This window comes from Sorangium sp. So ce836 (assembly GCF_028553905.1).
Lineage (GTDB): Bacteria > Myxococcota_A > Polyangia > Polyangiales > Polyangiaceae > Sorangium > Sorangium cellulosum_D.
This window is the reverse complement of record NZ_CP102233.1, coordinates 9,372,254-9,394,781: the sequence shown is the minus strand read 5'-3', so window position 1 is coordinate 9,394,781 and position 22,528 is coordinate 9,372,254. Positions and strand designations below refer to the sequence as shown.

Genomic DNA, 22,528 nt, shown 5'->3' with positions numbered 1-22,528 from the left:
GCGCTCGACGGAGCACGGCGACGTCCCGCTGCTCGGCGTGCGGTCCTGCGGCGCGCCCGTCCTCTCGACGCCGCTCCTCTGCCTCGCCGGCCACGCCGAGGCGCGCCCCGCGCCGCTCGCCGCCTGCGTCGCCATGACCGCAGGCGGGCTCGCACAGGCCGCGCCAGCGAGCCCCGCGCGGCGCGCCGGACAATTGGTTGTATTGACAATTAATTCTTCTGCGGTACGCTCGGCCATCATGCGCGACCAGTTCACGGCCGAAGGGGGGATCATCCTCGACAACGCCCTCAGCTACTGGGTCGCGCGCGTGTACCTCGCCTCCCGCGCCGCGATGTACCGGCGCTTCCGCGCGCACGGCGTCGAGATCACGCCCGAGCAGTGGATGGTCCTCGTCCGCCTGTGGGAGCAGGAGGGCGTCACGCAGACACACCTGGCCGAGCGCACCTTCCGGGACGTGCCCACGATGAGCCGGATCCTCGCGCTCATGGAGCGCGACGGGCTCGTCGAGCGGAGGCACGACCCGACGGACCGGCGCGCCCGGCTCGTCTACCTCACCGCGCGCGGGCGCACGCTGCGCAAGGAGCTGTCGGGCGAGGCCAAGGCCCTCGTGGACGCGCTGCGCGCCGGCATCCCGGAGGACGATCTGCTCACGACCCGGCGCACGCTGCAGCGCATCCTCGCGAACCTCGAGCCCGAGGGCTGAGCGCGGCCCGCCCCCCGCCGGCCTCATCATCCCCAATTGATTGCATAGACAACCAATTCAGGAGACACCCGCATGACCCAGACCGCTGCTTCCCCTGCCCAGGCCGCCGCATCCCCTCATTTCCCCGCGCACACGCTCGACACGGCGCCCGCGGCGGCCCGCGCCGCGCTGGAGCGGACCTCGCGGAAGTTCGGCTTCCTGCCGCTGCCCTCGGCGCGCTTCGCGACCTCGCCGCTCCTCGTGCGCGCCTTCGACGAGCTCCTCTCGGTCTTCGAGGGGGCCACGCTCTCGCCGGTGGAGCGCGAGGTCGTGGTGATGGTCGTCGCCGGCGCGAACGGCTGCGATCTCTGCCGCGCGATGCACCGCGGGCTGCTCCTCCGCGCGGGGGCGCCCCCCGAGGTCGCCGCGGCGCTGTTCGAGCGGAGGCCGGCGCCCGACGCGCGCCTCCAGGCGCTCGCGGCGTTCACCGAGGCGACGCTGCGCGAGCGCGGCCAGGTCTCGGACGCCGATCTCGACGCCTTCCTCGGCGCGGGCTTCACCGCCGAGCAGGCCCTCGAGGTGATCGTCGGCATCGGCACCTACACGCTGTCGACGTTCGCGAACCGGATGACCCGCACCCACGCGCTGCGCTGACGCGCCCGGAAGCGCGGGCGCTCGCCGCGATCGCGGGCCGCGCTCGAGATGGGTCACGCGCCGCGGATGGGGCGCAGCTCCTCGCCGACGAGGCCCGCGGTCGCGCTCGGCGTCGCGAAGACCCCCGGCTCCTCGCCGGCCGGCGCCCACTCGCCCGCGCACATCAGCGCGCCCCCCAGGATCTCGGGCTGCGCCGCCGGGCGCACCTGCACGTCGTCCGCGTGGACGCTCACGTTGACGTGCACGCGCGCGTCCGCCCCCGCGCGGCGGACCACCGCCTCGTGCAGCGCCGCCGCGACCCGGAGCGCCGCGCGCCGCTCGTCGCGCTCCGCGTCCGCCCCGGCGGGCAAGAGGCGCACGCCGAGCACCTCGTTGCCGGTCGTCGAGGCCAGGATGAACCCCGCGCGCTCGAGCTGCGACTCGGCCGTGTCGAGCACCTGCCCGATGTCCGCCGCGAGCGCGTCGTCGAGATCGTCGGAGCCGCCGCGCGTCCTCACCTCCAGGTACACGCCCACCGCCGGCTGCGTCGGATCCGGCCCGCCCCTCGTCCCCGACGCGGGCTCGCCGATCGCCTCCCGGAGCGCCCGCACCAGCTCCTCGACCGAGCCGAACCGCCGCTCCCGCCGCTTCTCCATACAGCGAAGCACCACCGCGTCGAGCTCGAGAGGAAGCGGCACCCGCAAGCTCGGGGGCATCGGCGGCTCCTCGAGGTGCTTCCGCACCATCTCATCCATGTCATGTGTGTGGAATGGTAATCTTCCGACCAACATGCGATGGAGGAGCACTCCGAGCGCATAAACATCCACCCGCGCATCGATGGGGCCGCCCAGGATCTGCTCGGGCGCCATGATCGATGGCGTCCCGGGCATTCTTCCGGCGGTGGTCAGCCAGGTCGAGCCCTCCTCGGGCCCCATCAATTTCGCGATGCCGAAGTCGAGCAGCTTCACGGTCCGTGGTTTGCCGGAGCAGATGAAGATGTTGCTGGCCTTCACGTCGCGGTGAATGATGCCGGCGGCGTGCGCGGCCCCCAGCGCCGCGCAGATGGGCTCGAACAGCTCGAGCGCCTCCCGCGGCGCGAGCCGGGTTTCGGCCCTGATCAGCGCATCGAGCGTCTGCCCCTCCAGGCGCTCCATCACGTAGAACGGCTGATAGTTGTTCAGCTCACCTACTTCGTAAATTTCTACGATGTTGGGGTGGGAGATGAGGCGTAATGCCTCGATCTCGCGCGCGAATCGCTCGACCACGCGGCGCGAGTGGGCTACCGCCTCGCTCAGCACCTTGACGGCGGCGGGCCTCCCTGAACGGGCGTGCCTCGCTGCATAGACGACCCCGCAGCCGCCGCGCGCGATGAATCCTTCGAGGATGTATTCGCCGGCCAGGGTCCCCGGCGGGAGCTCGCCGCGCGCGCTGGCCCGCTCGACCTCCGAAAATGGCCTCGTCTCGTCCTCTTTCGTCATCTTGCCCCACCGTGCGGCGCGTCACGGGCCGCGGCGCGCGCTGCTGTCCCCTTCGAGGATGATCTTGATGAACCGGTATACTCAGGAGCGTTTCTAAATGGTAACTTAAACTTGGCCGCACCTCGACACTGAACCGCCGGCCGGGACCCGTCGCTGAAAGGGGGAACAAGATGTTCCTTTGCTGGACACGGACTGTTGCGCTGCTCGCAATACCTCTGGTTACTACCGCCTGCATCGGGGCCGAGATCGACGACGAGACCGAGGAACCAGTCGCAGAGGCCGAGGACGCTGTCCTCAGCACCAACAGCATCCTCAGCAATGCGCTCTGGAAAAACTCCCTCAACTCGACCGCGCTCACCCCCGCCGCGCTCGCCGCGAACCCGCTCACCTGGGCCGGGCTCAGCCCGGGCTCGCGCGCAGCCGTCCAGAATCCAGGACCCAACGGCGACCTGTCAAGGGAGCTTCTGCGGTACACGGTCAGCTGTGGCCTCCGGCCGGACCAGTCGCTCTCGTTCTCGTGGACCGACAGCAGCGGTACCGTCCGTTCAGAGACCTACCGAGGCGACCTCGGGATCGCGGACTGGTGGGTGTACGGTCCGATCACCGATCCCTACTTCCAGAGCTGGATCTCGGCGTGCCTCCTCTCGAGGACGAACTGGTACGGCGTCTCGGTGCTGATCTCCCTGCGCTCCGGTCAGCCGTTCCTGGCCTCGGGCGCGGCGGAGCGCGCCAGCTACACGGTGCGCGAGGGCGCGTTCTGGGGGAACCTGTTCGGCTCGACCCCGTATGCGCACGCCTGCTACTCGCCCACGGGCGTCACCAGGGCGCGGGCGCTCAAGCGTGACTGCGCGGCCGGGCACATGGACGTCGACCCCGGGACTGGGGCGAGCACCACGCGGCCGTGTGGTCCTATCACGATCGCGGGCTCTTGCGATACGGTGTGCAGCGTCGTGAGCTCCGACGGGGGGTTCTACGCCCAATGCCTCGACAACCCCGCGAACCCCTCCTCAGCGCGCACGGACCAGGTGGTCACGTCGTTCTTGCCCCCGTAGGCGTGGGCGTGCGCTCGGAGGCGTCACCCGACGAGGGGCCGGACCGCGCGCCCATCGAGGCCCGGCGCTGCCCGTCCTGCGGACGGCGGAACGAGGGCGTATGCCCCGAGTGCGGCGCGCTGGGCCCGTCGTCGTTGCCGGATGACGCGACCGTCCTCGACGTCACCGAGGTCGTCCCGGTCGCGCTGCCCTGCTTCGAAGGCTACCGGACCGTCCGGATCCTGGGGCAGGGCGGGTTCGGCACCGTGTTCGAGGCCGAGCGCGAGGACGGCGGGGCGACGGTGGCCATCAAGCTCGCGCGCGCCGATCGCCGCGGCGCCGGCGCGCGCCTCCGGCGCGAGGTCGAGGCGCTGCTCGCCGTGGGCGCGCCCCACGTGCCGGCCGTGCACGCGTGGGGCACGCTGGACGACGGCTCTCCCTACGCCGTGATCGATCTCGTCGCCGCGCCGACGCTCGCCGTCCGCCTGGCCCTCCGCCCCGCGCCGCGCGTTGAGGAGGCGGCCCGGCTCGGCCTCGCGACGCTCGCGGCCCTCGAGGCCGTCCACGCGCGCGGCTACGTGCACTGCGATCTCAAGCCCGAGAACATCTTCGTGGATCCCGCGGGGAAGGCGACCCTCATCGACCTCGGCATCGCCCGCGTCGTGGGGCGCCGCGACGGCGCGCAGGACGCGGATCTGGCCCTGGGGACGGCGGAGTACATGGCGCCGGAGCAGTCCGCGGGGCGCGCGGATCTCGACGCGCGCGCCGATATCTATGCGATGGGCGTCATCCTGTACGAGCTCTTCGCGGGCCGGCCGCCCTTCTGGGGGCCGCGGGCGGCGGTGCTCGAAGATCACCGGAGCCGCAGGCCCCCGCGCCTGTCGGCGCGCGCGGCCGTGCCGCGGGCGATCGAGGACGTGGTGCACCGCTGCCTGCTCAAGGATCGGAGCGAGCGGTTCGCCAGCGCGACCGAGCTCCGCGCCGCGCTGGAACGCGCGCTCGGGGAGGATCTCGCGGCGAGCGAGCGCGACGGGGCCCGGACCGGAGGCGGGGCCCTGCGCCGCCCGGTGGGCCTCCTGTTCTTCGAGGGGGTCGCCGACCGGGGCGCCGTGCAGCGCAAGGTCCGGGCGCTCGGGGGCGAGCTCGCGCACGCCTCTGGCTCGCGCTACGCGGCGGTCTTCGGCCACGAGGGCGCGGCGAGCCCGGCGCGCCACGCGCAGCGCGCTGCCGACGAGCTGCTGCGAGGAGGGCTGTGCGCGCGGGTCCTCATCGATCTCGCGCCCGTCTCCGTCCAGGCCCGGCCGGGCGGGGCGACGCGCTTCCTGAGCCCGCTCTTCTCGCGCGCCGAGCGGTGGCCGGCGGCGTCTGGGCCGCCAGGGCCGTTCCTCACGCCTGCGGCCGCGGCCGCGCTCCCCGAGGCGTCCGCCGCGGCGGAGGACGAGCTCGCGCGCGAGCGGACGCTCGGCTCGGTCGGCGTGGCGCGTGAGCCGACGGATCCCGGCGCGCTCATCGGTCGCCGCGACGTCCTCGATCGGCTGCTGCACAGCGCCGAGGAGGCGCTCCGCCTCCGGCAGCCGACGGTCGTGTCCGTGATCGGGGAGCCCGGTTACGGGAAGAGCCGCGTCTTCGCCGAGCTCGGCAGGCAGCTCCGGGCGCGCCTGCCGCACGCCCAGCTCATCGACCTGCGCGGGCAGGAGCCGACGAGCGGCGCCTCGGACGCGACGCTCCAGGAGCTCGTGCGCGTGGCGCTCGACGTGCCGGACGCGCCCCCGCAGAGCGGCGTCCGCGCCGTGCTCGCGGAGCGGCTCGGCCCCGCGCTCGGCGAGGACCTCGGCTCGGGGCTGGCGATGGCGCTCGGGTGGGTGGACGAGCGGACGGGCGGCGAGGTGTTCCCGGAGATCGAGGCGCTCAGGGCCGCGCCCGGCGCGCTGCGCTCGGCGCGCGTGCGGGCGGCGGGCGAGTGCCTGCGCCGGCGCGCGGCCGCCGCGCCCGTCGCCGTCATCCTCGACGACGCGCAGTTCGCTCAAGACGTGACGCTCGCGGCGCTGGAGTACGCGGCGCTCGCGGACGGCGCCGCGCCGCTCTGGATCTGCGCGATGGGGCGCCCCGCGTTCGCCGAGGCGCACCCTTCCTGGGGCGAGCGCGCCGCGCGGCGCGAGGCGGTGCGGCTCGGGCCGCTGGACGCCGAGAGCGCGCGGGCGCTGTGCCGGCGGCTGCTCCTGCCGGCGCGGGACGTGCCGGAGTCGGCCATCGATCACCTGCTCGAGCGCTCGCAGCGGGTGCCGCTCTTGCTGGTGGAGCTCGTGCACGGGCTCAAGCGCGAGGGGGTCCTGCGGCGCCACCCGCGGGGCGACGCGTGGTACCTGGCGACCGACGAGCTCGATCGCCTGCCGGCGCTCCCGCTCATCGATCCGCTCGCGGAGGCAGAGGTCGCGGCGCTCGGGTCGGCGCTCGGGGCGCACGCGCGGCTCGTCTCGCTGCTCGGCGCCGAGGTGTCGCTCGACGAGGTCGCCGGCGTGCTGCGCCACCTGGACGAGCGCGGGGAGGGCGCGGCCTTCCCGCTCGACGCGCGCGTCGGGACCGAGCGGCTGGTGGAGGCGGGCGTGCTGGTGGCGGGCCGGAAGGGGCGGTTCGCCTTCCGGCACGCGCTCGTGCGGGAGGCGATCGCGCACGGGGTGGCGCTCGCCGAGCGGCGGCGGATCCACCTGGCCGCATACGAGCATCACCGCGAGGTGGCCCACGAGAGCGTGGAGCAGGGGCGGTTCAAGATCGCGTTCCATGCGGCCGAGGCGGGGCTCGCCGCGATCGCGGAGGAGGCGTACCTGGAGCTGGCCGAGCGGGCGCGGGCGCGGCACGCCTACGTCGAGGCGGAGATCCACTACAGCCGCGCGCTCGCGCAGCCGGTGGAGGAGCGCGGCGCGCGCAGGCGAGCGGCGTACCGGGGCCGGGGGCTGATGCGCTACCGGCTCGGGCGTTACCACGACGCGCTCGGCGATTTCGATCGCGCGCGCGCGATGGCGGTGGAGGAGGGCGACGCGATCGAGCAGGTCGAGATCCTGCTCGACGAGGCCACGGCGCTCGACTGGATGGACGACTACGGGCGGTCGAAGGAGCGGGTAGAGCAGGCGCGGGCGATCGCGCCGAGCGCTCTGCCGCCGGCGCTCGCGGCGCGCCTCTCGATGAGCGTGGCGCGCTCCCTCGCCCGCGAGAGCCGCGAGAAGGAGGCCGCGCCGCAGCTCGAGCTCGCGGCGGCGCAGGCCGAGGCCCTGGGCGACGAGGGCTACGAGACGCTCGTGGTGTCGCTGGTCCTCCTGAGCTTCATCTATCCGGGGCTGGGCAAGCTGGACGAGGCAGGGGGGGCGCTGGAGCGGACGATCCGGATGTGCGAGTCGCGCGGCGACCTCCTGCACCTCGGGCCCGCCATCAGCAACCGGGCTCTCCTGCGCGCGTGCCTCGGGGACAACGAGGGCATGCTCCTGGATCTGTGCCGCGTCCTGGCCACCTCGCGCGAGCTGGGCCTCGGGACGATGGAGCTCGTCGGGGAGTTCAACCTGGGCGAGTACCTCTACCTGATGGGCAACCTGGAGATGGCGATGCCGCACGTCGAGCGGGCCGTGGCGCTGGAGCGCCAGCAGCGCGGGGAGGAGGCGCGGCCCGTCGTGCATCTCCTCCTGGCGAGGCTGCTGCTCTACCGGGGCGATGAGGGCAAGGCTCGAGAGATCATCGAAGAGATCCGGGCGCAGCAGGCGAAGGCCGCCGCGGAGGGGCGCTCCGGCGCGGAGATGGCCCCCGCGGAGGAGGTGCAGTGGTCGATGATCGACCTCGCGACGCGGGACGCGAGCGACGAGGCGTGGGACGAGCTGGAGGAGCGATCCGCCCGGTTCTCCGTGGGGCAGGAGCAGATCGAGGTCATCGAGGCGCGGGCGCGCGCGCTCTCCCGCCGCGGCCGGCACGCCGACGCGCGCGCGGCGCTCGAGCGGGCGGCGGAGGCAGCCGGGAGGATCCCCAACGTGATGCGGGAGCGGATCTCGCGGCAGCGAGAGGGCTCGCCGGGAGGCGCATCGCCCGCCGACGCCAGCGCATGACGGGCGGGCAGAGCCCGGCGCCGTGCGCTGGACGACGTGACGACCTTCGCGCCGGGGTTGGTCACCTCCCGGCACAGGAAGTAAATTAGACGGCGCCATGCGTGCGCTGGACATCGTCGAGGGGCGGTTCGAGATCGAGCGCCTCGCGGGTTCTGGCGGGATGGGGGACGTGTATCGCGCGCGCGACCGGCAGTCGGGCGAGGCGGTCGCGCTCAAGGTGCTGCAAGGCGCGAGCGCAAACGAACGGCGTCGGTTCGCGCGGGAGGCGGAGGCGCTCGTGACGCTCCGGCTGCCCGGCACGGTGCAGTACGTCGCGCACGGCGTGACCGGCGAAGGGCAGCCCTACCTGGCCATGGAGTGGCTCGACGGCGTGACCCTGGAGGAGCGGCTCGCCGGGGCGCCGCTCACGCTCGCCGAGAGCGTGACGCTGGCCGCGTGCGTGGCCACGACGCTCGGCGCCGTGCACCGGCTCGGCGTCGTTCACCGTGACCTCAAGCCGAGCAACCTGATGCTCGTGGACGGCGCGGTCGAGCGCGTCACGCTGCTCGACTTCGGCATCGCGCGCGACCTCCGGCTCACGCAGACCCTCACGTCACCCGGCGCGATACTCGGCACGCCCGGGTACATGGCCCCCGAGCAGGCGCGCGGCGACTCGCCCGTCGATGCCCGGGCCGACGTGTTCGCGCTCGGATGCGTGCTGTTCCAGTGCCTCGCGGGGCGTCCGCCTTTCATGGGCGACAGCGCGCTCGCGCTCCTCATGAAGGTCGTCCTGGAAGAGCCGCCGCGGCTCGGGCAGCTGCGCGGCGACATCCCGGAGCAGCTCGAGCGCCTGGTGTCGCGGATGCTGGCGAAGGAGCCGGGGGAGCGGCCGCGCGACGGCGCCGCCGCCGCCTCGGAGCTCGCGGCCGTGGACGGCGCAGGGCCGTTCGCCGGCGCGAGCGCGATCGCGGCGCCGCTCGTGGAGATCACGACGGCAGAGCGCAAGGTCATGTGCGTCATCCTGGCCGAAGACGGCAGCACCGAGGCCGACGCCACGCTCTCGGAGGCCGATTGCGCCGCGCGAGCCGAGGCGCTGCGCGACATCGCGGCGCGCCACGGCGGGCGGCTCGACGGTCTACAGTCGCGCTGGCTGCTCGTCGCGCTGTCCGGCGCCGAGTCGCCCACGGATCTCGCCACGCGGGCGGCCCACTGCGCGCTCGCCCTGCGGACAGTGCTCGGCGCCGTGCCCACGTCCGTCGCGACGGGGCTGGCGGAGATCGAGGGGAAGCTGCCGCTCGGCGAGCTGGTCGATCGGGTCGCGCAGCTCATCGCCGGGCGCGACGGCCCGCCGACCCCGGAGATCCGGGTCGACGACGCGACGGCCAGCCTGCTCGCGAGCCGCTTCGAGACGGTACAGGGGCCCGGCGGGTGCTGGCTCCGCGGCCCGAAGGAGGAGCCGGACACCGTGCCCCGGCTCCTCGGCAAGCCGACGCCCTGCGTGGGGCGCGAGCGCGAGCTCTCGCAGCTCGCGACCGAGTGGCGCCATTGCGTGGACGAGCCCTCCGCGAACGCCGTCGTCGTCGTGGGCGCCCCGGGCGTCGGCAAGTCGCGCCTTACGTGGGAGTTCCTCCGCGCCCTCGAGGAGCGGGGCGAGCTCGCCGAGGTCTGGATCGGCAGGGCCGACCCGGTGGCCGCCGGGTCGGCATTCGGCCTGCTCGCCCGGGCGCTGCGCCGCGCCATGGGCATCCGCGACGGCGAGCCGCTGGAGGTGCGGCGGCGCAAGGTGATCTCCCGGGTGGAGCGGCTCGACCGGCTCGGGGACGAGGGCGCGCACGTGGCGGCGTTCCTCGGCGAGCTCGTCGGGGCGGCGTTCCCCGGCGACGGGGATGTGCAGCTCCTCGCTGCGCGGCAGAACCCGATGCTGATGAGCGACCGTCTCCGCGAGGCGTTCGAGGACTTCGTGCGGGCCGAGTGCCAGCGGCAGCCGGTGCTGCTGGTGCTGGAGGATCTGCACTGGGGCGACCTGCCCACGGTGACCCTGGTCGACGCCGCGCTCCGACGCGCGAGGGACCTGCCGTTCTTCGTGCTGGCGCTCGCACGCCCGGAGGTCGACGGGCTCTTCCCGTCGCTGTGGCGCGAGCGCAACGGCCTCCGGGTCCGCCTCGCGCCGCTTTCGCGGCGCGCGAGCGAGCGGCTCGTCCGGGAGGTGCTCGGTGACGCGCTGGGCGCCGAGCAGGTGGACGCGCTGCTCGTGCGCGCCGAGGGCAACGCGCTCATGCTGGAGGAGCAGATCCGCGCGGTCGCCGAGGGCAGGAGCGAGAGCATGCCCGAGACGGCGCTGGCGATGGTACAGGCGCGGCTCGAGGCGCTGGACGTGGAGGAGCGGCGCGTGCTGCGCGCGGCGAGCGTCTTGGGCGAGACGTTCTGGGAGGGCGCGGTGTCGGCCCTCGTGGGCGGCGCGCCGGTGGCGCCGCGGCTTGGGGAGCTCGCGCGGCGGGAGCTCGTGCTGCGGCGTCACGAGGCACGCGTCGCGGGTGAGGTGGAGTACGGGTTTCGGCATGCGCTGGTGCGGGAAGCCGCCTACGGCACGCTCACCGAGCGCGATCGCCGGGTCGGGCACGCGCTCGCGGGAGACTGGCTGGAGCGGGCCGGCGGCGCGGACGCGATGGCGCTCGCGGAGCACTTCGAGATCGGCGGCGCGCCGGCGCGGGCGGCGGACGCGTACCTGCGCGCGGCCGAGGACGCGCTCCGCGGCAGCGATCTCGCCACGGCGCTGGAGCGGGCCGAGCGCGGTATCGGCTGCGGCGCGGCCGGGGACACCGCGGGTAGGCTCCGCGGTATCCAGGCCGAAGCCCATGTGTGGCGCGGGGACCTGGCGCTCGCCGCGGAGCGGGGGGGCGAGGCGATGCGCCGGATCGAGCGTGGCTCGGCCGCATGGTTTTCGAACGTCACCTCGACGGTATGGGCCCTGTCCAAGCTGGGACGGCTCGACGAGCTCGGGCGCTGCGTCGCCGAGGCGGTGGACGTCGCCGCGATGGACGGCGCGCAGAGCGCGAGGCTCGGCTGCCTGTCTGCCGGCGCGAGCGCGCTGTCGCTCGCCGGGCGGTATGGCGAAAGCGCCGCATTGCTCGACGTGCTCCAGCGCGCCCTCGCGGACGTGGAGGCGCCTGGCCTCGAGGTGAGGGCGTATCTCCACGGCGCGCGCTCGACGTACGCGCTCTGCACCGGTGATCTGGGCGCCGGCGTGGCCAGCCTGGAGGCCGAGGCGCATGCGCTCGAGCAAGTCGGCGACCATCGCAACGCGTGCAGCGCTCGCGCAGGAGTGGGCTTTACCTACGCGGAGCTCGGCGACCTCGAAAGGGCGGAGTCGATGATACGCGCAGGGGTGGCGGAGGCTGACCGGCTGCATCTGCAGGAGCTGAAGCTCGGCACCGAGGTCAACCTCGCGCGGGTCCTCGCGCTCCGAGGCCAGCTGGCCGACGCGCAGGCGCTCGCCGAGGCCGTGGCCGCGTCGAGCCGGCGAGCGGGCCTGGTGCGTACGGAGCTCGCGGCTCGGAGCTACCTGGCGCAGATCGCCCTGGCCATGGGCGATTTCGAGGCCGCCGAGCGCTCGGCGCGCGCCGCGATGGCGCTCGCGCCGAGCGCACCGACGATCGCTGTAAACGCCTCTGCCGTCCTCGCCCGCGCGCTGCTCGGGCTCGGGCGTACCGACGAGGCGATGCAGGCTGCCGCTGAGGCGAGCGAGCAGCTTGCGGCGTTCGGCACCCTCGAAGAGGGCGAGTCGCACGTCCGGCTGACGTATGCCGAGGCGCTCGCCGCGAGCGGCAGGCACGCCGAGGCGAGCGCCGCCATCGCGTCCGCCAGGGCGGCCCTGCTCGCGCGCGCCGAGAAGCTCCGCGACTCGACGTGGCGCGAGCGCTTCCTCCGGGACGTTCCGGACAACGCCCGCACGCTCGAGCGCGCGCGGCGGTGGCTCGACGGCTGACGCAGCGCCGCGCTCACGCGCGCCGCCGGCCGCACGCGAGCCGCAGCATGCCGCCGAGGAGCGCGAGCCACGGCGCGAGCGGGCCGCCCGACGGCGCGCCGCTCGCGGCGTGGCAGTCACAGCCGGGTCCGCCGCCGCCGAGCCCGCCGCTGCTGCCCCACGACGACGACGACGACGCCTCGACCGACGAGCTCGCCGCGCTCGAGGCCGCCGCGCCGCCGCCCTCGCCCCCGGGGCAACCCCGGTTCGAGGCAGGCCCGGGCTCGGTCGGGCACTCGTCATGGACGTCCCGTACGAAGTCGTTGTCGTCGTCGGCGTCGCACGCGTCGCCCGCGCCGTCGCCGTCGGTGTCGGCCTGATCGGCGTTCGCTCGAGCCTCGCAGTTGTCGCAGGCGTCGCCCACGCCGTCGCCGTCGGTGTCGGCCTGGTCCGGATTCCTGACGACAGGGCAGTTGTCCATGCCGTCGAGCGCGCCGTCGCCGTCCGAGTCGGCGAGATCCCCGTCGCAGGCGTCGCCGGTCCCGTCGCCGTCCGAGTCCTCCTGGCCGGGATTCGCCACCTTGGGGCAGTTGTCCTCGTCGTTGTTCACGCCGTCTCCGTCGTCGTCGGCGTCGCACGCGTCGCCGACGCCGTTGCCGTCCGAGTCCCGCTGATCGGCGTTCGGCGTCCGAGGGCAGTTGTCGTCGGCGTCGAGGACCGTGTCGTCGTCGTCGTCCGGGTCACAGGCGTCGCCAGCCCCGTCGCCGTCGGTGTCGCGCTGGGTCGAGTTGGCGGTGGAAGGGCAGTTGTCCGCGCCATCCAGCACGCCGTCACCGTCGTCGTCCGGGTCGCAGGCGTCGCCCTCGCCGTCGCCGTCGAGATCCTCCTGACGCGGGTTCTCCGCATGGGGGCAGTTGTCCGCGCCATCCAGCACGCCGTCGCCGTCGAAATCGATCGCGCCGGGCGTCGGGACGGCGCACGCGGCCCAGGTCGACGACGTCGGCTCGCTGGTCTCGACCGCGCCGGTCACCCCGTTCCCCCCGCTCGCGGTCTGGGTGCCTTCGGTGAAGTCCTGCCGACAGCTCCCGTTCGCGGTCGACAGCGGCGCGTGCAGCGCGGCGTCGTCCGCCGCGTCGTCCAGGTAGGCGCTCGGCGCGGTCCCGGGGTCCGGCCCGTCGATCGATACACCCGTCTTGTCGACAGGCGTGTTCGGCCCCGTCACGCCATAAAAGACGTAATCGACGTCCTTCACGAGATCGCTCACGCCGTCCCAGTAAAAGAGGATCAGGCACTCATGATCGTTCGTCAGCCCGCGCGTCTCTCCCACCGATCCCTGGATCGGCAGCCGCATGTCGGGCACCGCGTCGGCCGACTTGCCCTCCGCGCCGCCGGCGCTCTGGATCTCGTAGGTGGGGGGCGCGCCCCAGCCGTTGAACGCCCTGCTCTCGTTGCACCCCGTGCGGTAGCACTCGGCGCCTGCGATCGACACGGTCTGGACCTCACCGGGGCCGATCTCGGCGCCATCCGGGAAGCGCACCAGGAAATCATTCGTGTTCGGGAGCGTCGGGGCCGGCGTGACGAGCTGGTAATAGAAGCGGTAGTCCGCGAGGTAGTAGTCCGACAGATCGACCGGCGCGCTGCCCGGGTTATAGATCTCGACGAACTCCGCGGCTGTCGGGTGGACGAGGAGCTCCGTCAGGAGGAGCTTCGCGGGGCTCGACGCCTGCGCGCGCATCCGGCCGTGGCGCGCGTCGAGCTCCAGCGTGACGACCTGCCCCGCCGCCGCGCTGAGGGCGCCGCTCGACGAGTCCCGCGGGGCGTAGCTCCAGCCGTTCGCCCCGAGCCTCGTGCTCCAGGGGCCCTGCGCCGCGAACTTGAAGGACGCGCCGGAGAGCGCCGTCCGGGCCACGAAGCGGTACGTATACACCCCATCGCCCGCGACGCGATCGCCGAGGTTGCCGTCGTCGCGCGCGACCGTGAGGGAAGAATACGGGTTCCAGTCGGTGTCGCCCACGGAACTCTGCCAGTCTCCGACGGCGACCCACACCTGCGGTGCGCCGCCTTCGTCGAGCGAGGCGCTGCGCGAGTCCGAGGCCGACTCGGTCGCCGGCAAGAACCCTTGTGCGGTCAGGTCGCGCTTGTCGTAGTAGAAGGTGACATCGTAGGGCGGTGTCCCGCCGGCCAGCGTGAAACGCAGGCTCTCGCCGCTGGCCGCGCCGGCGCCGCCGTCCGCGAGATCGACGCCGTTTCGCGAGATCTTGTACTCGACGTCTCCCGGCGCCGCGAACGAGACCGCCGCCGTGAAGACGCCGTCCCCGGCCGCCCTGTCCGGGGCGATCCCGTCGTCGCGGAGCGGCGCGCCGCGGCGCGCATCCCACGATCCGAGCTCCGGCGTGGAGCCGGTCACCGTCGGCGAGGCGAGCGCCGCCCTGGGCAGGAGCGAGAGCAAAGCGAAGCTGATACCGACGAAGGAGCGGCGTCGTCGCACGGGGCCACCTCGGTGCCGGGGCGAAAGTTCCGGACCCGCGGAACCCTAGCGCAGGACGGACGAACAACGAAGTCACAAAGCAGGAACGATCCAGCGCGCGTGACGCGGCGTCACGCGCCATCCATCGGTGAGCGACGAATCCCGACCTTTACCGCGTCGAGCGGCGTAAAGGTGCCTCGATGTCGCGGCCCAGGCGCGCGGGTCGCTCCAGCGACCCGCGCGACCCGCGCGGCGCCGCGCCCTCAACGCGGGACAGCCGCTGTGGCCGGGCGAGGCGAGTCCTCGCGATGCGAGATGCTCGTGAGAACGCTCTTTACGCTCGTCTGACCGACGGGGTCGCCCGTCGCGTCGAAGAGGGCGAGCGCCCTCGTGTAGTCGAGCGCCGCGCCGGCGGTGTCGCCCCGCTCGCAGCGCAGGTCGGCGCGCGCCTTGAGCACGGCCGCCTGGCCGGCGCCGTCCCCGAGCGCCTCGAAGAGGCGGAGCGCATCCTCGTAGTCGCGCTCCGCGCCCGGGAGCGCGCCCCGCTCGCGGCGCAGGTCGCCGCGGGCCTTGAGCGCGGCGGCCTCGCCGCGCCGATCGCCGTTGTCCCGGTAGAGCAGGATCGCATTGCCGTAGTCGCGGGCCGCGAGCGCCGTCTGGCGCTCCCGCAGCCGCAGGTCGCCGCGGGCCTGCCACGTGCGCGCGTGGGTCTGCTCGCACCCGAGCGCCCGGAGGAGCTCGGCCTGCGGCAGGATCTCGCGCGCGGCGCGGGCGCTCGACCCGCGGCGCTCCTCGGCGCCGCCCGGCGGCGCGCGGAGCTGGCTGAGGACGCGCTCCTCCACGCCCTCGAGGATGTAGAGCGCCCGGTCGTAGTCGCGCGCCGCGCCCGTGAGATCCCCCTCGCGGAAGCACAGATCGCCGCGCACCTTCAGCACGTTGGCCTCGCCCGGGCGATCGCGGCAGGCCCTGAGGAGCGTGAGCGCGCAGCCGTAGTCGCTCGCCGCGCCCTGCGCGTCGTCCTGGTCGAGCCGGAGGTTGCCGCGGGCGAGCAGCCCCATCGCCTCTCCGGTCCGGTCGGACGCCGCCCTGAACACCGAGAGCGCCCGCTCCAGGTCGCGCGAGGCGGCCGCGAGGTCCCCCTGCCGCCGGCGCAGCTCGCCGTCGAGCAGGAGCGCCGTCGCCTGGCCGCGCCCGTCCCCGGCCGCCTCGAACGCGGCGAGCGCCTCGCCGCAGTCGGACGCGGCGGCCTCGAGCGCGCCCTCGCGGAGGCGCAGGGCGCCGCGCGCGAGGAGCTCCTTCGCGCCGCGGAGGGCGTCGTCCTCGACCGGCGCGCTCCGCGCCGCGGCGCGCTGCGCGTTCGCGCGCACCGCCTTGCGGAGGACGTCGCGGTGGCCCGGGCGGCCGCGCTCGCGGGCGGCCGGCGTGGCCCGGAGCGTCCCGAAGGTGCCCCGCCGCTTGCTCGCGAGCTCGGCGCGCCGCGTCCCCTCGAGCGCCGCCAGCGCGCGCGCGCCGAGCTCGGGGAGCGCGTCGCCGGCGAGGCGCGCCGCCTCGTCGAGCAGCCGCTGCTGGACCTCGGTCGGGAGCCCGAGATCGAGCACCGTGCAGGCGTCGACGAGCGCCCGCGCCAGCACGTCGGCGCCGCGCGCGCCGTCCCGGAACGGGGCGATGTCGAGGGCCGCGAACACCTCGGCGGCGACGCGCCGGCGCATCGCCGCCTCGGGCCGCCCCTCGACCGCGGCCGTCCAGAAGAGGAGCGCCTGCATCGCGTCCGCCGCCCCGCGGTGCAGCGCGTCCCAGCGCTCCGCGTCGCCGGCCACTTCCTTGCAGGCCACGGCGCGCACGAGCGGCGTCACCCGATAGGTCTGCGTGGCCTGATCGAGCGACGCCAGCCGGCCGTGCACGAGCAGCTGAAGCGGCCGAGCGGCCGAGGGCGCGGGCTTCCCCGCCGCCGCGGCGACCACCTCCAGCGGGACCCCCGCGGCCGGGAGCACGGCGAGCGCTTGCACCACGCCGCGCGCGTCCTCGCCGAGCGACTCCAGCGCGTCACCGAAGACCACGCCCAGGATCTCGTCCCCGGGCCCTCCAGGATCCAGGTGCGTCGCATTTTTCCGCAGATAGGCCTCGGCCGACATCCCCGTCCGCCGCAGCGTGGCGGCGGCGATCTCGATCGCAGCCGGCAGGTACCCGAGCGCGGCGACGAGCGCATACGCCCACTGGACCTCTGCTGCGGGCGGGGCGTCCGTCCCCCATGCACCCTGAGAGAGGGCGGACATCGCAGCGGATACCGAGAGCACCGAGACCCTGAGCTCAGCTGTCTTCCGATCTCCGGACGTGGAGCGGAACCTCAACATTTCGCCTCTATCATTCCCGAAGAGCTGGTTATCCGAGCAGGCGCCGCCGGGCTCTCGGCCCGTGCCGACACGCCTGCTGGCCCCCGTGAGCCTGGAGATTGCTGCGGTTTCGAAGAGCTTAGCGCGGCGCGGGACGGGCTCAACGACCTTCCAGGTTTTCGCATACGGCGGCCCGCGCTGCACGCGCTCCGCATCGCCACTTCGCACCGGCGCCGCGCGCGGGGTGGCACGCGTCCGGCATCGCCTCGCGGCTCATGGGGAAGCGCGCCCGACGACATGGAACGATGGAACCCTGCGATGGACGCTCGCGCGGCGCCGCCGAGGTGTCTGTCCTGTGGCCGGCTCGAAGAGACGAGAGCCGGCGCGGCTCCGCGGACTTCGCGGCGAGGCGAGCGGCGCGGGAGGAGAGCCGCGGACGGGAGATCCGGGTCGGCGATGAGGTCGTTTATGTGACCGAGACGGGCACCGGGGCGCCGGTCGTGCTTCTGCCTAGCATGCTGGTCGGCGCCGCGACCTACCGGCCCGCGGTGGACGCGCTCGCGCGGCGCGCCCGGGTGTTCGTCTTGGAGCTGCCGGGCTCGCGCCGCGGCTCGCGGCTGCGCGCGCCGTGGTTGCTGGAGCGGTACGCGCGTTGCGTCGACGACACGCTGCGAGCGTTGCGGCTCGATCGCGTCACGCTGATCGGTCACTCGCTCTCGGGCGCTGTGGCGCTGGTCACCGGCGCCCTGTACCCCGAGCGGTTATCCGGGCTCGTGCTCGCCGATTCCGTCGGAGTCAACCCGCCGCGCTCGGTCCTGTCGCTCGTGTGCGCGCGCGCGATCGACATGCTGCTCGAGCCTCGCTTCTCCGTGCGGACGGCGCCCGCTTTCCTCTACAACATGCTCGTCCACACGCGGAGCGTGCTGAGCCTCGTGCGGATCGCCGCGACGGTGGACCTGAGCGGCTACGCCGTGCGCGTGCGGGTGCCGACGCTGCTCGCGTGGGGCGCGCGCGATCTCACGGTGCCGCTCCGCGATGCGCTCGCCCTCCAGCGCCTGATCCCGGGCTCGACCCTCGTCGTCTCCGCGAAGGGGAGCCACGACTGGATCGTCGGGCGACCCGAGGAGTTCGCGGACGTGGTGGCGAGGTTCATGGCGCGCGGCGGCTGAGCGCGGAGGGGGCGTGGCCCGCCGGCGTGCGCGATCGTGGTCGCGGCGATCCGCGCCGCCCGCGCGGTGGCGGCGCGCCCTCGCCCTCCGTCTTCCGTCCCCCTCCTCGTGCGCGTGCGCGATTTCCCGGATTTAGCGCGCACGCGCACGCGCACGAAGGACGAGCACGAGAGACAAGCACGAGAGACAAGCACGAGAGACGAGAGACGAGCACGAGAGACGAGAGACGAGCACGAGAGACGAGAGACGAGCACGAGAGACGAGAGACGAGCACGAGAGACGAGCACGAGAGACGAGCACGAGAGACGAGTACGAGAGGTGAGATATGAGATGATGCGGAGGTGTATCGCACTATCTATCTCTTGGTGTCCTTGATGCCCCGGCGCTCTTGCTCACCTCCTTCAGCGAGATCGAGTTCCTGGACCGGAAGGTCTTTCCCCTCGGCCTCGGGGCCGCCATGCGGTTCACGCTGCGCACGAGGACGGCCCATGGCCGGGACGGTACGCTCGACGGCGTCGATGTGTTCGAGCTGAACGAGCAGCGCAAGATCGCGAAGATCACGAGCTACCTCGACGCGCCCGGCGCCAGCGCCGCGGCGTCGGCGCCGCAGGCGGGCGCGCTCGAGGTGTACTGGGCCAGCGGCAGCCCGCCCGCCTGGCGGGTCCTGCTGCTGCTCGCGGTGAAGGGGTGCCTTACACGTCGAAGCTCCTCCAGCTCTCGAGAGAGGAGCACAAGGCGCCGGCGGCTCGCCGACGAGGAGCCGGCCGTGCGCGCGGCGGTCGCCATGCTGCACGAGGAGCTCGCGCGCCTCGAGGCGTCGCTCGCGCAGCGCGACCACCTCGCAGGCCCGCGCCTCTCGGCGGCCGACCTCACCGTCTACCCGTCGATCCAGCTCGCCGTGCGCGCCGCGACCCGCCCCGCCGCCGCGCCGCTCGCCGCGCGCTACCCGAAGCTCGCGGCGTGGGGCGCGCGCATCGAGGCGCTGCCCGGCTACGACGCGACGTACCCGTCGCACTGGCGCGCGGCATGATCCGAAGCGCACGCGCCGCCTCGTCTCGTCGGGGGCGACGTGCGCTCGTGCGCGCAGGACGGCGGCGCGCTCACACGCGGCGCGCTCACATGGCGCGCGCGGCAGCGGCGCGGCGCGCGCGCCGCGCGGATCAGAGGGCGTCGAGCTCGGCCGCCGCCTGCACCGGGTGGGCGGCGTGGATCGTGGGCGCGCGCGGCGCGGCGAGGCTGCCTGCCGCGAGCAGCGGCAAGGGCGCGCGCGGCGGGGCGAGGCTCTCCGACTGGAGCTTCATCAGCTCCTCGCGCTGGTACTTCCACACGGTCCGGTAGCGGAAGAACGGCACCGCCGGGTAGAGGTGGTGGATCAGGTGATACGTCTGCCCGAAGAGCAGCACGTTGAAGAGCGCGCTGTCGATCGCGCGCGTCGCGCGATACCGGTTCTGCGCCGCCGTGATCTCGTGCGGGTAGTGAGGCAGGTAGTCGAAGGCGAACGCGAGGAAGAAGATCGCGAGCCGCGCCGGCACGATCCAGTAGAGCAGCGCGAGCTCGCCGTGGCCGAGCCCGAACGCCAGCGCCACGAGCGCGAACATCGCCGCGAGCGTCGCGATCGTCTCGATCCGCTCGCCGCGCTTCTGCGCGTGGTACGAGCGCAGAAACAGGTAGTAGTAGTGGAGATCCTGCGTCGCCCAGCGCAGCGGGAGCAGGTACCACGGGCCGCGCCCGCTCCAGTGGTCGGGATCCCGGTCCGCGTCGTTCGTGTGCTTGTGATGCTCGAGGTGGAAGTGACGCACCGCCAGGAACGGCGCCATGAGCAGCAGCCCGGACAGCCGTCCAACCACGCCGTTCAGCAGCGCGGAGCGCGCCAGCGACCGGTGCGCGGCCTCGTGCATCGGCGTGAACGCGGCGTACGCCGCGACCGCCGCCCCGAGCACCGCCGGCACCGTCGACACGAGGCCCGCGACGCCCGCGTAGACCGACGCCGCGAACAGGGCGTACGACCCCGCGAAGAGCGCCAGCGACGGCCACTCGATCGGCCGGGTCTGCAGCAGGCCGCTCGCCAGCGGGAGCACGCTCCAGACCGCCGGCCGCCCGGAAGGTCTCCCCGACGGCCTCCCTGAAGGCCGCCCTGACGGTCGCGCCGAGGGCCGTCCCGAGGGCCGGCTGGAGCGATGCTCGTCGTTGTTCATCGTGAAATTCCAGACCGCTGGCCGCCCCGATGGACGACTGAGTCGATTCTCGTCGTTGTTCATGGCGTTCAACACTCCCGGGGGAAGCTTCGGTTTTTCACTATGATGACAGCGGACGACGGACGCCGGAGCAAGCGCAAGCGAACGTTCGACCACCCGGGACCGCGCTCCAGGGATCGCGCCGCGAGATCGTCAGCGGCCGGCGATCTCCAGAGCGAGGTCCTCCACGGCCACTCTCTCGAATGAACAGGGGAGCGCCGTGGGCGTTTCCGCTGCGAGAGAAGGCGGGAGTTGCTCGCAGACGAGCACGAATCCAATCTAGCAGCCTCGCAACAAGAGCACAACGAGACTTTCGGAGCGATGCGTTGGGCTTCTGGTTAGCTGGATTTCAGAAGCGGCTTCTTCTGCTTGGCCTGCACAGGGTTCACAGCGTCACGGCGTTCATAGCATCACAGCGTCACAGCGGGCGCGGCCGTTGCAGCGGCCACGCGAGCGCGGCTCGACGGCGTGTCTTGAGCCGGCCCGGAGGCGAGGCGCTGAGCTCGCCGACACCGTCGAAACAGTGCGGGCGCGCTTTTTCTTTCTTCCTCCTTCGCGTTCCTTCTAGACGCAGCCGTGCGTCGAACCGCCGCCGTGCCGCAGCATCGCGCTCACCTCGCTGGCACAACCCCACGCGAGCGTGTACCCCGCGCCACCATGGCCGTAATTGTGGATCACGCGGCCTTCGCGCTCGAGGCGCACGACGCTCCGGTACGGGCGCAGGCCTGCGCGCGCGCGGAGCAAGCGGCCTGGCCGAAGACCGGCCGCCCGCACCCGCTGGAGCATTGCGTCAGTACGCTCGGGGTCGGGCGTCAGCGAGCGGTCGTCAGGGGACGGAACGACGCAGCCGCCAATCACGATCTCGTGACGCCGCGGGATCACGTAGACGAGCGCGGATTCGTCCCTTTCATCACCCAATGCGACATCTAGGTGTATCTCGCCTGGCTCGACGATCGCTACCTGGCCGTAAAGCGCGAGGAGCTCTCCGTCGCCGGTGAGGGCGCGCGCCCCGAGCCCGGTGCAATTCACGACGACGTCGCCCTCGACCTCGGCGAGCGATCGCACGCGCTCGATGCGCAGCGGGCGCTGGAGCTGGGACTCCAGCCAGGGCAGGTGCAGCGCCGGCTCGATGCGGGGCGCCGTGAACCGCAAGCTGTGGGGCGCGCCCAGCGGGTGCGGCCCAGGCTCGATCGCGAGGTCCGGGACGCTCGGGGCCCACCAGGGCAGCTGCACGTCGTCCGACGCCTCGCGCGTGATCAGGAGATCCACGCCGGCCTCCGGGTGCTCCCTGGCGATGCGCGTGAGCTCATCGAGGGTCGCCCGCGACCACGCGTTCACGCGCTCGGGCGGGTTCGCCGCGAACGGGTGCCACAGCGCGGCCGCGACCGCGGACGTCGTGTGCTCGCCGCGCTCTGCCGCGATCACCTGCACGCGGTGGCCGTCGCGCTGGAGGACGACCGCCGTGGTCAATCCGATCACCCCTGCGCCCACGACGGTGACGTCCAGCCCCGGAGCTTGCCTCGCCGATGACTCCACGATCGCGCGCTCTAGCACGCTGAGCCCCTGCGTCGAGAGCGCGCGTCGCGCCCGTGGATCGAGGCCGATCGGCCGGCCGACCGACCGGGCGACCGATCGCGCGGCCGCCCCGGGCGAGGCGCGGCCGCGGCGGCCCGCGCCTCGCGCGCGCTGACGCCGCCGCGCGGGCGGTGCTACGCAGTCGCGGATCCGCAGCGCCGGATCGCCGCCGTCCTGCGGCCCGGCGCGCGACGCGAGGGACCATGTCGAGCCACCGCTTCAACGATCCGGAGATCGCCGCCGTGTACCGCGCCATCCACGAGCGGCGCGACATGCGCCACTTCCTGCCCGGGCCGGTGGACCCCGACGCGCTCGCCAGGCTGCTCGCGGCCGCGCACGCGGCGCCGAGCGTGGGCATGATGCAGCCCTGGCGCTTCGTGCGGATCACGGCGCCGGCGCTCCGGCGCGACATCCACGCGCTCGTCGAGGCGGAGCGCCTCGCCACGGCGCGCGCGCTCGGGGAGCGCGAGGACGAGTTCATGCGCCTCAAGGTCGAGGGCGTCCTTGAATGCGGCGAGCTGCTCGTCGCCGGCCTCATGGCGGGGCGCGAGGCGCACGTGTTCGGCCGCCGCACGCTGCCCGAGATGGATGTCGCGTCGGTGGCCGCGGCCATCCAGAACCTGTGGCTCGCCGCGCGCGCGGAGGGGCTCGGCGTGGGGTGGGTGTCGCTCTTCGAGCCGGACAGGCTGGCCGCGCTGCTCCGCATGCCGCCGGGCAGCAGGCCGCTCGCCATCCTCTGCGTCGGTCACGTGGAGGCGTTTTACGGCCGCCCCATGCTCGAGGCGTGCGGCTGGGCAGCGCGCCGACCGCTCTCGGAGCTCGTCGCAGAGAACGTCTGGCCCGACGAAGCCACCGCGTCCACGGGCCGACGCCCGTGAGCGCGGCGCGCTCGCGCCGGCGT

13 protein-coding genes are annotated in these 22,528 nt (G+C 73.7%); 8 read left to right on the top strand and 5 right to left on the bottom strand.

Annotation, left to right across the window (positions count from 1 at the left end; translation table 11 throughout):
* Window positions 1-238: 238 nt before the first annotated feature.
* The gene (locus tag NQZ70_RS33955) at window positions 239-703 is read left to right on the top strand and encodes a MarR family winged helix-turn-helix transcriptional regulator (protein WP_129577937.1); all 465 of its coding nucleotides are present in this window, start codon (window positions 239-241) and stop codon (window positions 701-703) included.
* A 72-nt stretch (window positions 704-775) separates the two neighbouring features.
* Window positions 776-1,336, top strand: coding sequence for a carboxymuconolactone decarboxylase family protein (locus tag NQZ70_RS33950; RefSeq protein ID WP_129577936.1), 561 nt, complete (start codon window positions 776-778; stop codon window positions 1,334-1,336).
* A 53-nt stretch (window positions 1,337-1,389) separates the two neighbouring features.
* Here the strand turns inward: NQZ70_RS33950 and NQZ70_RS33945 are convergent, their stop codons facing one another.
* A complete protein-coding gene (locus NQZ70_RS33945; protein WP_129577935.1) occupies window positions 1,390-2,793 on the bottom strand; it encodes a serine/threonine-protein kinase in 1,404 nt (467 codons plus the stop codon).
* A gap of 170 nt (window positions 2,794-2,963) precedes the next feature.
* On the opposite strand from NQZ70_RS33945, the gene NQZ70_RS33940 reads away from it, so the two are divergent.
* The 3 genes from NQZ70_RS33940 to NQZ70_RS33930 all read left to right on the top strand — a co-directional run bounded on the left by NQZ70_RS33940 (window position 2,964) and on the right by NQZ70_RS33930 (window position 11,873).
* Window positions 2,964-3,845 (top strand): hypothetical protein, encoded by an 882-nt coding sequence (locus NQZ70_RS33940; RefSeq protein WP_165374309.1) that lies wholly within the window; start codon window positions 2,964-2,966, stop codon window positions 3,843-3,845.
* Between the two features lie 8 nt (window positions 3,846-3,853).
* The gene (locus NQZ70_RS33935; protein ID WP_129577934.1) at window positions 3,854-7,909 is read left to right on the top strand and encodes a serine/threonine-protein kinase PknK; all 4,056 of its coding nucleotides are present in this window, start codon (window positions 3,854-3,856) and stop codon (window positions 7,907-7,909) included.
* Between the two features lie 97 nt (window positions 7,910-8,006).
* Complete coding sequence (locus tag NQZ70_RS33930) at window positions 8,007-11,873, top strand: serine/threonine-protein kinase (RefSeq protein WP_129577933.1); 3,867 nt, start codon at window positions 8,007-8,009, stop codon at window positions 11,871-11,873.
* A gap of 13 nt (window positions 11,874-11,886) precedes the next feature.
* Here NQZ70_RS33930 and NQZ70_RS33925 read toward each other — a convergent pair whose 3' ends face one another.
* Window positions 11,887-14,340, bottom strand: a complete 2,454-nt coding sequence (locus NQZ70_RS33925; protein ID WP_129577932.1) for a thrombospondin type 3 repeat-containing protein — start codon at window positions 14,338-14,340, stop codon at window positions 11,887-11,889.
* 242 nt (window positions 14,341-14,582) lie between these two features.
* Window positions 14,583-16,592, bottom strand: a complete 2,010-nt coding sequence (locus tag NQZ70_RS33920; RefSeq protein ID WP_129577931.1) for a hypothetical protein — start codon at window positions 16,590-16,592, stop codon at window positions 14,583-14,585.
* Window positions 16,593-17,119: 527 nt separating this feature from the next.
* On the opposite strand from NQZ70_RS33920, the gene NQZ70_RS33915 reads away from it, so the two are divergent.
* Both NQZ70_RS33915 and NQZ70_RS33910 read left to right on the top strand, forming a co-directional pair.
* The gene (locus NQZ70_RS33915; protein ID WP_129577930.1) at window positions 17,120-17,818 is read left to right on the top strand and encodes an alpha/beta fold hydrolase; all 699 of its coding nucleotides are present in this window, start codon (window positions 17,120-17,122) and stop codon (window positions 17,816-17,818) included.
* Between the two features lie 388 nt (window positions 17,819-18,206).
* On the top strand, window positions 18,207-18,848 hold the full coding sequence (locus NQZ70_RS33910) for a glutathione binding-like protein (protein ID WP_129577929.1): 642 nt from the start codon (window positions 18,207-18,209) through the stop codon (window positions 18,846-18,848).
* A 130-nt stretch (window positions 18,849-18,978) separates the two neighbouring features.
* Here NQZ70_RS33910 and NQZ70_RS33905 read toward each other — a convergent pair whose 3' ends face one another.
* Together NQZ70_RS33905 and NQZ70_RS33900 are read right to left on the bottom strand one after the other, a co-directional pair.
* On the bottom strand, window positions 18,979-19,896 hold the full coding sequence (locus NQZ70_RS33905; protein ID WP_129577928.1) for a fatty acid desaturase: 918 nt from the start codon (window positions 19,894-19,896) through the stop codon (window positions 18,979-18,981).
* A 720-nt stretch (window positions 19,897-20,616) separates the two neighbouring features.
* The gene (locus tag NQZ70_RS33900; protein WP_129577927.1) at window positions 20,617-21,606 is read right to left on the bottom strand and encodes an FAD-dependent oxidoreductase; all 990 of its coding nucleotides are present in this window, start codon (window positions 21,604-21,606) and stop codon (window positions 20,617-20,619) included.
* Window positions 21,607-21,830: 224 nt separating this feature from the next.
* Here NQZ70_RS33900 and bluB point away from each other — a divergent pair, with 224 nt between their 5' ends.
* A complete protein-coding gene (bluB, locus tag NQZ70_RS33895; RefSeq protein ID WP_129577926.1) occupies window positions 21,831-22,505 on the top strand; it encodes a 5,6-dimethylbenzimidazole synthase in 675 nt (224 codons plus the stop codon).
* The last annotated feature ends 23 nt before the right edge of the window (window positions 22,506-22,528 follow it).